At 68.2% G+C, this 14100-nt stretch carries 12 protein-coding genes; 6 read left to right on the top strand and 6 right to left on the bottom strand.

Going from position 1 to position 14100, the window contains the following annotated elements:
• Positions 1 to 31 precede the first annotated feature (31 nt).
• From INT51_RS13630 to INT51_RS13640, 3 genes are all read right to left on the bottom strand, one after another.
• Complete coding sequence (locus INT51_RS13630) at positions 32 to 1786, bottom strand: peptide ABC transporter substrate-binding protein (RefSeq protein ID WP_193105874.1); 1755 nt, start codon at positions 1784 to 1786, stop codon at positions 32 to 34.
• A 234-nt stretch (positions 1787 to 2020) separates the two neighbouring features.
• Positions 2021 to 3046, bottom strand: coding sequence for an enolase C-terminal domain-like protein (locus INT51_RS13635; protein ID WP_193105875.1), 1026 nt, complete (start codon positions 3044 to 3046; stop codon positions 2021 to 2023).
• Between the two features lie 319 nt (positions 3047 to 3365).
• Positions 3366 to 4421 (bottom strand): LacI family DNA-binding transcriptional regulator, encoded by a 1056-nt coding sequence (locus INT51_RS13640; RefSeq protein WP_193105876.1) that lies wholly within the window; start codon positions 4419 to 4421, stop codon positions 3366 to 3368.
• 114 nt (positions 4422 to 4535) lie between these two features.
• Here INT51_RS13640 and INT51_RS13645 point away from each other — a divergent pair, with 114 nt between their 5' ends.
• The 4 genes from INT51_RS13645 (at position 4536) to INT51_RS13660 (ending at position 8584) form a co-directional block, all read left to right on the top strand.
• The gene (locus INT51_RS13645; protein ID WP_304502192.1) at positions 4536 to 5603 is read left to right on the top strand and encodes an NAD(P)-dependent oxidoreductase; all 1068 of its coding nucleotides are present in this window, start codon (positions 4536 to 4538) and stop codon (positions 5601 to 5603) included.
• Positions 5603 to 6685 (top strand): dihydrodipicolinate synthase family protein, encoded by a 1083-nt coding sequence (locus tag INT51_RS13650; RefSeq protein ID WP_193105877.1) that lies wholly within the window; start codon positions 5603 to 5605, stop codon positions 6683 to 6685. Before INT51_RS13645 ends, INT51_RS13650 begins: the two co-directional genes overlap by 1 nt.
• Entirely contained in the window at positions 6682 to 7509 is an 828-nt protein-coding gene (locus INT51_RS13655; RefSeq protein ID WP_193105878.1) for a hypothetical protein, read from the top strand. Before INT51_RS13650 ends, INT51_RS13655 begins: the two co-directional genes overlap by 4 nt.
• A 67-nt stretch (positions 7510 to 7576) precedes the next feature.
• Positions 7577 to 8584 carry a hydroxyacid dehydrogenase gene (locus tag INT51_RS13660; RefSeq protein ID WP_193105879.1) on the top strand — a complete coding sequence of 336 codons (1008 nt, stop codon included), beginning with the start codon at positions 7577 to 7579 and terminating at the stop codon, positions 8582 to 8584.
• Between the two features lie 322 nt (positions 8585 to 8906).
• On the opposite strand, the gene INT51_RS13665 is transcribed toward INT51_RS13660, so the two are convergent.
• A complete protein-coding gene (locus INT51_RS13665; RefSeq protein WP_193105880.1) occupies positions 8907 to 9191 on the bottom strand; it encodes a hypothetical protein in 285 nt (94 codons plus the stop codon).
• A gap of 244 nt (positions 9192 to 9435) precedes the next feature.
• On the opposite strand from INT51_RS13665, the gene INT51_RS13670 reads away from it, so the two are divergent.
• Positions 9436 to 9879, top strand: a complete 444-nt coding sequence (locus INT51_RS13670; protein ID WP_193105881.1) for a hypothetical protein — start codon at positions 9436 to 9438, stop codon at positions 9877 to 9879.
• Positions 9880 to 9917: 38 nt separating this feature from the next.
• On the opposite strand, the gene INT51_RS13675 is transcribed toward INT51_RS13670, so the two are convergent.
• Positions 9918 to 10685 (bottom strand): DUF6270 domain-containing protein, encoded by a 768-nt coding sequence (locus INT51_RS13675; RefSeq protein ID WP_193105882.1) that lies wholly within the window; start codon positions 10683 to 10685, stop codon positions 9918 to 9920.
• A 221-nt stretch (positions 10686 to 10906) separates the two neighbouring features.
• Between INT51_RS13675 and INT51_RS13680 the strand changes: the two genes are divergently transcribed.
• Entirely contained in the window at positions 10907 to 12832 is a 1926-nt protein-coding gene (locus INT51_RS13680) for a glycosyltransferase (protein WP_193105883.1), read from the top strand.
• A gap of 70 nt (positions 12833 to 12902) precedes the next feature.
• Here INT51_RS13680 and INT51_RS13685 read toward each other — a convergent pair whose 3' ends face one another.
• Positions 12903 to 13967 (bottom strand): LacI family DNA-binding transcriptional regulator, encoded by a 1065-nt coding sequence (locus INT51_RS13685; RefSeq protein WP_193105884.1) that lies wholly within the window; start codon positions 13965 to 13967, stop codon positions 12903 to 12905.
• Positions 13968 to 14100: the final 133 nt, after the last annotated feature.

Below are 14100 nucleotides of genomic sequence, written 5' to 3' on the forward strand. Positions count from 1 at the left end.
CGATCCTCCTAACAGGTGAGCGTGCGCTCGTCTACTCGGACACTGAGAGGTGTTTGTAGTAGTAGCCCTCCGGCGAGGGGCGCAGTTGAATGCCGCTGAGCCGGTCGGACCCAGCGAGCAGTTGTGATCCCCACGCCAGCGGGACGGTGTACGCGAGCTGCTCGCGCTGCTTCGCAGCGTCGATGAACTTCCGGGCCCGCTCGTCCACATCCAAGGTGGTCACTGCTTCCCCTGCCATCTCGGCATACTGCTGGGCTTCGTCCGTGGACCTGGTGGAGAGGATCTCCTCGACCTTGCCCGCGACCTGGGCGCCGTTCATACTCTCGTCGCCCTGAACGGCCTGCAGCTCCTCCCATGCCTCGTAGGGCATCGAGAACTGCCGGACGTGGTCAGAGCCGAAGATGTTCAAGATCCAATTGGTCATGGTCGAGACACCGGCGAACGACCCGTAGTAGTAACTCATGGACGAGGTGTCCTCGTGTGCCTGCCAGCGGGTCTCGGAATGCACGCCCGCCTCGAGGATGTCGATGGTGACATCCAATCCGAGCACGTCGATGAGTCCTTCGCGCAGGATTTCGAGCATGGGCTCCTCGTAACCCGCCTGGATCCGTAGCCCGGGCAGGTCATCCATGACGCCGGCCTCCTCGAGTAGCGCTCGGGCGCCGTCGGGGTCGAATGGCGCCACCAATTCCTCGCTCCAGCCGGGAACGCTGTCGGGGATAAGGGAGCCCGCTGCCACGATCCCGGCGTTGGTCGCGGCCAGTGCCTCACGGTCGATCGCCATCGAGATGGCTCGACGCACCTGCTGGTCCTGGATCGCCTCGTGCCCTCCCCACATCGACTGCAGGTAGAAGGTGGAGTACCCATCAACCCGGACCGTGGATACCTCCAGGTCAGGATCGGTTTGCAGGGTCTCTCCCGTCACGCCGATGATGTCGAGCTCTCCATTGCGAAAAGAGAGAGTCTGGGTGGTCAGTTCGCCAGAGAGCTGAACGGTGATTCTCTGGACTTGAACGTTGTCGGCGTCCCAGTACTCAGGGTTCTTCTCCATCTCCAGGGTCGAGTTGGGAACCCAGTTGGTGAGCACATAGGGGCCGTTCCCCACCCAGTTCTCGGGCAGGGTCCAGTTCTGCGGCTCCGCTTCTACGGAGGGCGGGTGGAGCACGCTCATCGAGTAGTGGGTCATATTCAACAGCAGGTCCGGATTCGGGCCCTCCAGCTCGATCACGACGGTCGATTCGTCCGGAGCGCTGATGCCGACGTCAGCCCAGGTATCCAGGGCGCCGGCCTGGAAATCGGCAGCCCCCCGGATCTGGGCACTGGGCAGATAGCTCGAGGCGCCGGTGGTGTAACCCGATCCTGCTCCGCTGGGGCTCAGCAGCCGTTGGAAGGACCAGACGGCGTCCTCTGCCGTGATCGGGTCGCCGTTGGACCAGTTGCCCTGGCGCAGATGGAACGTATAGGTCAGCTCGTCCTCAGAGACGTCCCAGGACTCCGCGATGGCGGGGACCACCTCGGAGCCGGTCTCGTCCTGCATCACCAGGCCTTCCATCATGCTGGCAGGCAGGATGTACATGCTGCTGTTGACGTAATGCGGGTCGAGACTATCGATGTCTGAGGTCCGGGCGATGGTGATAGCGGGGCCGTCGTCGCCCCCGCCGCTTCCTCCTCCGCCGGAACCGGAACCGAAGATCGAGCAACCGGTGGCGAGCAGGCCGGTCCCGCCGATGCCGGCGCCCAGCAGGACCCGTCGGTTGAATTGGTTCGAACTCTTGATCACTGCCATGTGATTCACCTTTCCGATACGGTCGGCACCGTCGCCTCAGGGCGTCCTCGCCCCGTGACCGCAAACGCTTTCTGTGTGAAGCATCACGCTCACTGCAAGCGATGTCAAGGGGGTGTGGCGACCGGTTGCAGATCTGGGGCCACCGTCATCGAATCGTGATCACGAGGCCGCAGGCGGGACCCTTCTGGTCCCGCTCGGGTCACAGTTCCCGGGCTCGCACGGCGTGCCGCCTCGTCAGCTGCTGTACAGCCCGACCGGCACCCGATCCACGCGCACGTACCCGTCCCGCACCGAAATCAGCTCGGGGCGCCGCAAGGCCAGCTTCGCGTTGGCATCGGCCGCGTACTGGCGGCTGTTGTACTCGATCTGGGGCCAATCGGCACCGATCTCTGCGCCGAGACCGAGCGAATGCTCAAGGGCGGCGCCGACTGTGGTCAAGTCCTGTATTGCCACCCGCAGCCCGAGAGCACGGGCCGCAGTCAGGGTGGCCATCGCATGGCACTGTCCCTTCGCCGCCTTGATGACCACGCCGGACCAGCCCTGCTCTCGCAGTGTCGCGAGCTGACCGAGGCTCGAATACCCCTCATCCATGAGCACCGGAAATCGGCTGGTCAATCGATCCATCCTGGCGGGATCGATCACGGTGCCACGCGGGAAGGGCTGCTCGAGATAGGTGATCGCCGAGGCAGCACGACTCGAACGGGCCGCGAGTTCGTCGAGCATCTGCTCTAGCGCTTCGATGGAATATGCCTCATTGGGGTCCAAGGAGAAGGTGGCCCCGGGGAGGCCGCTGGCGAGCGCGTACACATCGGCGATACGTTTCGCGTCGCTCGACGGATCACCGGCGAGCTTGAGCTTGAGGTGGGCGACTCCCTCAGTCCGGATCCAGTCCTCCAGACCGGCGGGCCCTGCCGCGCCCTCCTTCCGACCGGCTCCCTGCAGGGGATCGCCCACTCCGAGCGCGTGCTGGACAGGCAATGCAGAGCGCCGCGGCCCCAGATAGTCCCCCGGGTACACACCGGCCAACTCGGGGATCACCCAGCCCATGTCCTGGTTCATGTACTCGCGGGTGTACATCTCGTAGGGGCTCCGTCCCGCCGTGCGAGACCAGGCGTCATGGAGGGCACTGTCGATGGCGCCAAGGGCCAGCAGCCCTGCCAGGGGCGGGATCTCCTCGAACCCTGCCCGCTGCGCGGTGGCCTCGAGGACTGCGCCGAGTTCCGCTTCGAGAGGGCGCCATAACGTAAACGGGTCTCCCACGCCTTGTAGCTCGACAAGCCGAGCGGCCAATGTACGCACGAGCTCACGCAGGAGCTGGTCTCGCTCGTCCAGGCTCAGCGATGAGCGGGGCCACGACCAGGGCACTGAGAGGATGCCTGCACCGGAGCCGTGCCCGGATGTTCCCGCGCGCGTCTTTACTGCCACGTGGACCTTCGCCGAGGTCAGGTGGGCCATCGGCCGCCCACTGATCACAAACGGCGGTGTGAGCGGGATGTCCGTGAACGAAGCCTCAGCGTCGACCACCCGGATATCCCCGGGGAGCTCTCGACATTGAACGGACGCCACATGCATGCTGGCCTCATCCGGTCCGCGCAGGCCCGGTCGACTGCCGCACCACCAGCTCGACCCCGAGCTGCCGTTCCACCAGCGCCTGGGCGCCGCGCGCAGCGCCTTCACCGGATCCGGTTCCAGCCCCGAGGTCCAGCCCCAGTGCGATGTCCAGCGCGGTCGACCCCATTTCTCGCAACGGCAATCGCACAGTGGTCAACGATGGCGAGAGGTCCTTCGAGACGTCGATGTCGTTGAAGCCGGCCACGGAGATGTCCCCCGGAACGCTGCGCCCATGGTCACGCAGATACGACAGGGCTCCGATGGCCATCTGATCCGCGGTGCCGGTGATCGCGGTCAGCTCCGGGTGCTGCTCCAGCAACCGGCCGGCCGCGTGATATCCCTCGTCCCTCGTCGGCGGTCCGTGATGAATGACCAGTCGAGCCCCGGCCTCATCGAGGGCTTCCTTGAGGCCGCCGAGGCGCTCCTCGGTGGAGACCAGGGTGGCAGCCCCGGCGATGAGGGCGATGTCGCGATGGCCGAGCCCAGTCAGGTGCTGGCCCAGCATCCGGCCGCCGTCGCGGTTGTTGACCAGCACTCGGTCCACATCGATCACCGGGGTGCCGATGGCGACCACTCGCCCGCCGGCGGCGCGGAAGGATGTGACGCGAGTGGCGATGCCCGCTCGGTAGCTCTCGTCGTTCAGTCCGGAGCCGGCCAGGATCACCGAGTGGGCCCGGTGAGATTGGAGCATCCGGAAGTACCCGAGCTCGCGGGCCGGATCACGCTCGGTGTGGCAAATGGTCACCAATAGGTTCTCCGCCGTGGCGCGGTCGTGGATGCCGTTGACGATCTCGGAGAAGTAGGGGTCGCCCACATCGCCGACCAGCACGCCGATGGTGCCGGTGTTGCCTCGCAGCAGCCCCTGGGCCTGGGCGTTGGGAACATAGTCGAGATCCTCTGCGGCCTGCCGGACCCGGGCACGGAGTTCGTCGATCACGGGATAGCTGCTGCCCGACAGAACGCGCGAGGCGGTGGGGACCGACACGCCGGCACGTTGCGCGACGTCCTTCAGGGTGACTGCCATGCAGGGAGGATAACTGTTGCAATCGGTCGCTTGACGCTTCCACGGAACCGTCCTACGCTCAGCCAGGGAGAGAAACGCTTTTCTCTCGACCGATCCACGACGTGAGGACGATCAGTGTCGACCGCGACCACACGCATCCCGGGGACAGCGCTCCCCACCACATGCCCGCGCGACGAGGCCGAGCTCGACGAGCTGCTTTCCCGTCCACTGCCTGGTGTGGGCAAGGCCCTGGCCGCTGCCGGCGGTGACATCGTGATGCTAGGTGCGGGCGGCAAGATCGGCCCCACCATGGCCCGGATGGCCCGCCGGGCCCTCGACGAGGTGGGCTCCGACGCCCGCGTCATCGCGGTCTCTCGCTTCTCGGACCCAGCCGCCCGGGAGCAGCTCGAGTCCAACGGCGTCCTCGTGCACCCGGCTGACCTCTCCGACTCCGCGAACTACGCGGATCTGCCTGATGCCGCGGCCATGTTCTATCTGGCCGCGATGAAGTTCGGCACCGCCGGCAATGAACACCAGACCTGGTGGTCCAATGCCGCGATGCCGGCCATGGTCGCTGATCGGTATCGCGGGGTGCCCTCGGTGGTCTACTCCACCGGCAACGTCTATCCGCTGACCCCGCTGGGCTACGGCGGGTCCGCGGAGTCCGACCCGGCCGAGCCGGTCGGTGAGTACGCGCAATCGTGCTTGGCCCGCGAGCGCCTGTTCAGCTACGCCGCCCACACCTGGGGGACGCCGACGACGCTCTTCCGCCTGAACTACGCCTGCGAGATGCGCTATGGGGTGATCGCCGACGTCGCCACCAAGATCGCGGCCGGCGAGCCGGTGGACGTGACCATGCCGGCCGTCAACGTCGCCTGGCAGGGCGATATCAACGCCTGGGCACTGCGCTCGATCGCAGTGGCGGACTCGGATCCGTACCTGCTCAACGCCACGGGACCGGAGACGGTGCCGGTGCGCCGCATCGCGCAGTGGCTCGGCGAGGAGATGGGAACGGAGCCGATCATCGTCGGCGACGAAGCGACAGACGCCCTGCTGAGCGACTCCTCTGCCGCCCACGAACTGTTCGGCTACCCCAGTGTTCCTCTGCGTCGGCTGGTGCGCTGGGTCGGGCAGTGGGTGTCCGGCGGTGGCCGACAGTTGGGCAAGGCCACCAAGTTCCAGCAGCGGGAGGGGAAGTTCTGATGACCGATCTGGAGGAGCGGACGGCCACAGACCTGCACGCCCGCCTGGATGCAGGCGTGGTGATCCCCGCCCATCCCCTGGCGCTGGACGACAGCGGTGCATTGGACCTTGCCGCGCAGCGGGCACTGACGCGATACCAGCTGGCCGCAGGTGCCCATGGCCTGGCCGTCGGCGTCCACACCACGCAGTTCGAGCTCCACCACGACCCCGGGCTGCTGCGCACGGTGTGGGAGCTGGCCGCGCGCACGGCCGAGGAGACCCCTCCGGCAGCAGCCGCTCCCCTGGCGCACCGCCCGGTCATGGTCGCGGGCCTCGTCGGCGACACCGCGCAGGCGGTCCGGGAAGCGGAGACCGCCCGCGAGCTCGGGTATGAGGCAGCGCTGATGAGCCCTTGGGGTATGAGCAAGCGCTCCGAGGCCACTCTGCTGGAGCGCGCCGAGGCCGTCGGCGAGGTCTTGCCCACGATCGGCTTCTACCTCCAGAACAGCGTCGGCGGCACGCCGCTGACCAGGAGGTTCTGGCGCAGGCTGTTCGAGCTGGAGTCAGTGGTAGCCGTGAAGGTCGCTCCCTTCGACCGGTACCGCACGAACGATGTGCTGCAGGAGCTGCTGGCCCACGACCGCTGGGACCGGGTCGCGGTGCTGACCGGCAATGACGATGCCATCGTGCACGATCTGCTCACCCCTTATCGGGCGACCGTCAAGGGGCAGCTGCGCGAGGTGCGCGCCCGCGGCGGATTGCTGGGGCAATGGGCAGTGGGCACGAAGGCAGCGGTCGAGCTGGTCGCCCGCGCGAACGCCGCGGTCGCATCCGGCGCGATCGATCAGGACCTGATGGCCTCGGCCACCGATCTGGTCGAGGTCAATGCCGCCGTCTTCGACGTCGCTCACGACTTCGCCGGCTGCGTGCCAGGGGTCAACGAGGTGCTGCGACAGCAGGGCCTGGTGTCCACCACCACCAGCCTGGGCCCGGACCTCCTCTCCCCCGGCCAGTCCGAACTGATCACCTCCACCCGCAGCCGCTACCCCGAACTGCTGGACGAACAGTTCGTAACTGACGGCAAGGACGCGTGGCTGTCATGAGCCGCCGGATCGTGGGATGGGGTTCCTCCTCGATGGCCCTGATCGGCCCGGCGATGGACTCTGTGCTGGCCGCCGACGGCATCCGCTTCATCAACGAGGGCCGCGGCGGGGAGACCTCCCACCACACTGCCGCCCGCATCGGTTCCCTGCCCGTGCCGGTCCGCGTCGCAGGCGGCACGCTACCGAACGCAGGGACAGTGCGGATGGGGCCGACGGGTCTGGACCTGTCGGCCGCCGCGCTGAAGCCCTTCGCAGGGCGCGTCGGCGACCTCGACGTCGTCGTGCATGGCAGCGAAGAGGGCGTCTTCCTCACCCGCACCGAGCCGGGAGCCCCCGTTCCTGTCGACGGCGGCCCTGTCGTCCCGAATCTGGGCACCGCCTGGCGCGGGGAGGACTGCCTGCTGTGGATGGGCAAGAATGACCTGAATCGGGGGTCGAGCGCCACTGGGGTGATAGCGCGCATCGATGCCACTGCCGATTGGCTAGCCGAGGCCGGGGCCCGCGTGGTGGTGATCAGCCAGTTCACCAACAATGACTCCGATCCCGAGATGCGCGACAAGATCTTGGCGATCAACACGGCCGGCGCCTCCCGTTACGGCGACTGCTATGTCGACGTCCAGCGCTTCCTCACCAGTCGCGAACTGCCCGCCGTCACCGGCCTCGCACCGACCCCTGAGGACCTCTCGGAGCGGCGTGCGGGCAACAAGCCACCCTCGCTCTCGACCGATCCCGGTCACCTCACCACAGCCGGGTCCCTTGCCGTCGCTCGCCACCTCCGGGCGCACCTGCACCGCCTGGGCTGGCTGGACTGTTCGACCGCCTGACCCGCGGCACTGGCGTGCTGCCACTGGACCCCTCATCCCTGCTGCTCCAGCCCTCGAAGGAGACCGCATGACCACCCCCGCCGGCAACACCCGCATCTTCGTCGCGATCACTCCAGAGGAGTCAGACCGCCTGTACGACGAATCGACTCGCGCACGGCTCGCCGGCCTGGGCGAGGTGACATGGAGCAAGGATGGCTCCCTGCCCGCCGACCTCGCCGATGCCTACGACGTGCTGATCACTTCCTGGAGCACCGGCAAGTTCGCCCCCGAGGCGGTGATCGGCGAGCGCCTGCGCCTGGCCGTGCACACCGCCGGCACCATCCGCGGGCTGTTCCCGCGCTCGGTGCTTGAGCAGGGACTGCGCCTGGCCCAGGGCGGTTCGGCCCCGATGGCCGTCCCGGTCGCCGAGCTGTCCCTGACACTGACCCTCGCCCTGCTGCGGAACCTCCACTGGATGGACCGGCGCCTGCAGGCCACGCGAGACTGGTCGAAGAGCGGCCTCGGCCGGCTCACTCACGGAATCCGGGAACAATCGATCGGAATCGTAGGCCTGTCCCGCACCGGGCGCGAGTACGCCTCCATGGTCACCGGGCTCGGAGTGCAGACGGTGCGAGCCTTCGACCCGTACGTCGGCCCGGACGACGCCGCAGCCCTGGGTGTGGAGCTGGTGGACCTGGCCGAGCTGTGCGCCACCAGCGATGTGCTCGCCATCCACGCCCCAGTCACCGAGCAGAGCCGTCACATGCTCGACCAGGACATGATCGGCCGACTGCGTGACGGTGCCATCGTGGTCAACACCGCCCGCTCGGCAGTGATCGACATGGAGGCGCTGAGCGAACAACTGGTCTCCGGGCGCCTGAGCGCGGGGCTGGACGTGTTCGACGTCGAGCCGCTGGCAGCGGACTCACCGCTGTACGGGCTCGACAACGTACTGATCACACCGCACGTTGCCGGTGGCACCATCGAGGCGCGCTTCGCGCAGGGTGCCGGGGTGACCGATGAGATCGTCGCTTTCTTGAGCGAAGAGCCGATGCATTACGAGGTCACCGCGGATATCTACGACCGACTCTCCTAGGTGTATGAGGTCATGACTGTGTCGTCCCGGGGTCGGAAGGAAGGAACAGGCCTCTGACCGGCACGATAGGCAGTGTCTAGACCTCTGCCGCCCGGGAAGAACCCGTTCCATCACCTACCGTTATTCGCCGCTGACCTCCGCCGGCAGACTCCGCCTGATCGAACCCGTCGAGACGAGGGCCGTCTCAGCGCCCACACACCGCCCGCGCTGATCAGCCCCCGCCACTCGAGTCCGCGAACGCGTCGACAAGGTCATGACCTCATGCATCTCGGGCGAAGCGCGTCAGGTTCTGTGGTGCAGAACGCTCCGTGGCGGGGCAGGGTCAGGGGCAGCGCATGCCGACGACCAGAACCGCGTCCAGGAATACCGACTGCGCGGGCCCGGTCCACTGCCCGAGAGTGGGCCGAACGGTGACGGTCACGTCCTCGAAGTTGCCAGTGGGCCGCCGGTAGACGTACGTCGTGGTCGTCTGCGTGAGGGTCTGGGTGCTCGCACCTCGCTGGATGGTGAGCTGGTAGCCGACGCCTGCACTCGGGGTCCCCGTCGGCCGCTCCCAGTTGACGGTCGCCGTGGTCAGCAGACCGGAGGTGCACCTCAGGTTCCGCACCGTGCCGAGCTGCAGCGCCGTGAAGGCGCCGTCGGCAGGCTTGGTGGCCGTCCACAGCGCGTCCGTCCAGGCACCGCCGGCTTCGCGCTCGTGCCGCGGTCCCGATGGCAGGGCCCCTGCGCGTTCGTGATGCTCACCGCCGACCCGCCCTACCGCCCGGACAGCTGCACCGCAGCCCGCAGGCGCCGCTGTGGATATGCTCGCGACGCAGACCCGCACCCGACAGGTCGGAACGAGGCGAATGATGGCCACCAAGAAGCTCACGACGCTCGGCCCGAAAGGCAAGGGCGCGATGGACACCGCGAAGTGGGCCCTTCCCCTTCTGCTCGCGGCAGGGCGCTGGGTCTCCGCGAACCCTGAGATCCTCGCCAGGGTGAAGGACCAGATCGCGCAGTTGACGACGGCGCGCACCAGCACGGCCGACGGGGTGCTCGAGACGATCTCCGTGCTGCGGGGGAACGTCGACTACCTCGCGAACTCCGCCGACGACGAGCGCGAGACCCACCTGGCCCAGGACTGGGCCAAGCGGCTCGACCGCTGCGAGCAGGCAGCCCTGCTGCTGAAGGCGCCGGGCGCTCCGCGCAAGGAGCGCAAGGCACTGAAGAAGAGGATCGACGCGCTGCGCTCGGAGATCATCGCGGCGTTCATCGCCGAGCAGGGTGAGGATGCGCAGTCGCCGAGCCGGTGAGACGGGACAGGGGCGGGCACCGAGGGCTGCTCGCCCTCTCAGGCCTCCTCGGAGCGCAGCTCCGCAAGTACTCGCTGGATGATCTCCTCGTACACATCCTGCGTGTAGTGGAACGGGGCGAGGCCCCAACGGTGCTCGGGGTCCGCGAGCACGCCCAGCGGCTGCATCTCCAGGAGCGTGAATCCGAGCTCGCGCAGGCGCTCGTAGTAGCGGCGGTACGCCTCGTTGGCTTCGATGGCGCTGGTGCCCATGCTGACCGGGGTCTCGCGGCCGTCGGTGGTCACCAGTGCCCACGGCACCTGCAGCACGACGGTCTTGTCGACGAGGTCGAGCTGGCGCAGGTGGTCGCGGAACTGCTCTGCGCGCGGGGACCAGAGGGCGAAATGCTCGTCGGTGCCGAAGGCGACGTGGTGCGCTTCGTCGACCACGGCCAGCACCTCGGGCACGGCGGTCAGGTCGATGCTGCGGGTGACGACGGTGCCGTCGTCGAAGACGTGCACGCCATGTCGCTCATCGGTGAGGTCCCAGAGCAGGAGGTCGGTGCGGGCCGCGATCGCGTCGAGGCGCGTCTCGAGGTCTCCGGAGAAGTCGGCTTCCATCATGCGTCGTTGGAAGCGGGAGGAGACCTGCGGGTCTGCCGGGAACCGAGCAGCGGCGTCCTGTCCGGCAGAGATCAGTGACTGGCGCGCGATGTAGTCCGCGACAGTGAGCTGTGAACCGCCGGCGAGGTCCACGGAGTCGCGGGCCACGCAGCTGCCATAGATCGTGACGCGTGCAGGCGTCGTCGTGGCAGGCTGGTCGGTCACAGCGCTCCTTCTTCTTGCCGACGATGGGTGACCCGAGCGGTCCGGGTCGGGCGACAGACTACCCGCGCCGATACCGTCGGTCCCCGAGTTGCCCCCACCCTGTGGCGCTCGCGACACCCTCCGCCACCCAGCCAGCGCTCCCTGGTGACCGCTCCCTGCGAGGCAGGTCACCGTGGGATCATGAGGCGCCCGATCCTTCTCTCCCCCGACCAGAGGTGCCCATGCCCGCGCAGTTCTCCTCGTCCCGCCTGCAGACTCTCCGCACGGGACTGTGGCATCTGCGCACCGGTGGCCCGTCCCAGCTGCGCACGTGGCGGCGCCGTCGGCGCACGGTCACCTATGGGGTGGGCGACGGGCTGGGCAGCGTCGACTCGACGGGCCAGCTCTCCTTCCCGCCTGCGAAGCTGCCCGACCGCGCCCCGCATATGCCGGGAGTGCGCGTCGCGGTGATCCTGGACGACTTCTCGATGCTGGCCTGGAGCCACGAGTTCGAGACGGTCGCGGTCACCCCGCAGCGGTGGCGGGAGCAGCTCGCCGAGGCACCGGTGGACCTGCTGCTGGTGGAATCCGCCTGGCACGGCAACAAGGATGCCTGGCAGTACCAGCTGACCGGCTCGAAGGCCCCTACCGAGCCCCTGCGGGACCTGGTGGCGCACTGCCGGGAGGCCGGCATCCCCACCGTGTTCTGGAACAAGGAGGATCCGCCGCACTTCGAGGACTTCCTGCCCACGGCGAAGCTGTTCGACCAGGTCTTCACCACGGACGTGACACTGCTGCCCCGGTACCGCGAGGAGCTCGGGCACGACCGGATCGAGGTGCTGCCCTTCGCGGCGCAGTCCGCGGTGCACAACCCGATCCGCCCCAAGCACGGCCACCAGGCGCGGGACGTGGCCTTCGCGGGCATGTACTTCGCGCACAAGTTCCCTGAGCGCCGCGAGCAGATGGACATGCTGCTGGGCGGGGCGCTGGACGTCTCGCCGAAGATGGACAAGGGCCTGGAGATCTTCTCCCGCTTCCTGGGTGACGACGAGCGGTACCAGTTCCCCGGGGCGCTGGCCGATCGGGTGGTCGGCTCCCTGAGTTACGACCGGATGCTCACGGCCTACAAGGCGTACAAGGTGTTCCTCAACGTGAACTCCGTGACCACGAGCCCCTCCATGTGTGCGCGACGGATCTTCGAGATCTCGGCGTCGGGCACGCCGGTGGTCACCGCTCCCTCACCGGCGATCGGCGAGTTCTTCAGCGAGGACGAGGTCCCGGTCGTCGCCGAGCGGGAGGACGCGGCGCACGTGGTGCGGGCGCTGGTGCGCTCCCCCGAGCTGCGGGACCGCACGGTGCACCTGGCCCAGCGTCGCATCTGGCATGAGCACACCTACACCCATCGCGCCCGCCAGGTCCTGGACGCCGTGGATCTGGGCGGCAAGGCCGGGAAGGCGGGCCTGCCCGGCGGTGCCGGCCTGCCGACGGTCAGCATCATGGCCGCCACCAACCGGCCCGAGCAGCTCGACCACCTCGTGAGCCAGGTGGCGCAGCAGGCCGGGGTGGAGCGGCAGCTGCTGCTGATCACCCACGGTTTCGAATCATCGACCGAGACCGCACTGCGCGCCCGGGAGCAGGGCATCGAGAACGTGGTGGTGCTCGAGGCGCCGAACAGCTGGAGCCTCGGTGCGTGCCTGAACGCCGCGGTCCAGCGGGCCGACGGGGAGGTGTTGTCCAAGATGGACGATGACGATCTCTACGGCGAGTTCTATCTCCACGACCTGCTGCGGGCCCGCGAGTTCTCCGCTGCGGACGTGGTGGGCAAGCACGCCCACTACATGCACCTCGCGGGGGCCGACGCGACACTGCTGCGCTTCCCCTGGATGGAGCACCGCTTCACCGACCGCATCATGGGGCCCACCATCACCGGTGGCCGCGACGTGTTCACCGCCCATCCCTTCGCGGACGTCTCCCGCGGGGAAGACACCGGGTTCCTCGAATCCGTGACCGCGGCCGGTGGCCGCATCTACTCTGCGGACCGCTTCAACTTCACCCAGATGCGCCGCGGCGAGGCGGGCGGCCACGCGTGGTCCGCGAGCGATCGCGAGATCCTCGCGACTGGGGACGTGGCGTGGTTCGGACTCAACGAGCAGCACGTGATGGTCTGACAATCCTCCGCGCCCCCCGTGCACGTGGCGGGGATTCCCCCGTGGGAGAGACGACGCGCCGCAGAAACCCTCACTCCACCTCGCGCGCCGGGCCGATCGAGTTGCGGTGGATGAAGTGCGCGAACAGCGAGGGCGGCTCCGCGCTCGCGCGGCCAGCCATCGCCTCGAGCAGCAGCCGGGCCGCCGCGACCCCGGTCTCGAGCACGGGCTGCGAGACCACAGTCAGAGGCGGTGAGATCAGCCCCGCCCAGGGCGGGTCGTCGAACACGGCGACGGAGACGTCGCCGGGCACGGACAACCCCAAGCAGCGCAGTTCCTCGAGGCCGGCGACGGCGATGACCGCGTCCGAGGCGAGCAGCGCAGTCACCGGCGCATCGCCCGTGACGAGCTCGCGGACATGCCGACGGATGTCCTCGGCGCCGCGGGCCCCCACCCGGACGTCCTCCGCGCGCATCTCGAGACCGTGCACGCGCAGCGCCCCGGTGATGCCGAGCAGGCGCCGCCCCACCGGGGTGTGCGCGACCTGCGGGTCCTCGTTCCAGCGCGCCGCGGAACTGGTCAGGGTGGAGACGAAGCCGATCCTCCGGTGTCCGGCTGCCACCAGGGCATCGGTCAGCTCGCGAGCCGCGGCCTCCACGTCGACCACGACCGACGGGGCGGCGAGTCCCGGCACGTCGCGATCGAACAGAACCAGCGGGCGCCCGGCGTCGACCAGGGCCTGCAGGTGCGCGAACTCCGACGCCAGCGCGGGCGCGACGAGGAATCCGTCCACCCGTTTGCCGTCCAGGGCGCGCACGGCGTCGACCTCCAGTTCATGGGACTCTCCCGTGTTCATGAGGACCACGTCGTAGCCCGCCGCACGCAGGGTGTCGGAGATCCCGCGCACACTGAGCGCGAAGAAGGGGTTCTCTATGTCACCGACCACCACGCCGACGGACTGCGAACGGCCGGTGGACACACTCCTGGCCAGGCTGTTCGCGCGGTACCCCAGCTCCTCGGCCGCCACCAGCACACGGGAGAGCACCGCCTCGCTGACCGCGCCGTACCCGCCCAGCGCCCGCGCTGTCTGCGCCCGAGACACCCCGGCGCGGGAGGCGACATCGCCGATCGTGACATCGCGTCGCGCTGAGGACATCTGCGTCTGAACCTTCCTTGACGGCCGCTCTGGATCGCCCTACAGTACCTGACACACCACAGTAGAGACCGGTCTCATCAAGGCCGATTGAGACCGGTCTCTACCAATAGATCGACTCCGACAGATCTCTCTC

Source organism: Brachybacterium sp. FME24, assembly GCF_014897705.1.
Taxonomy (GTDB): domain Bacteria; phylum Actinomycetota; class Actinomycetes; order Actinomycetales; family Dermabacteraceae; genus Brachybacterium.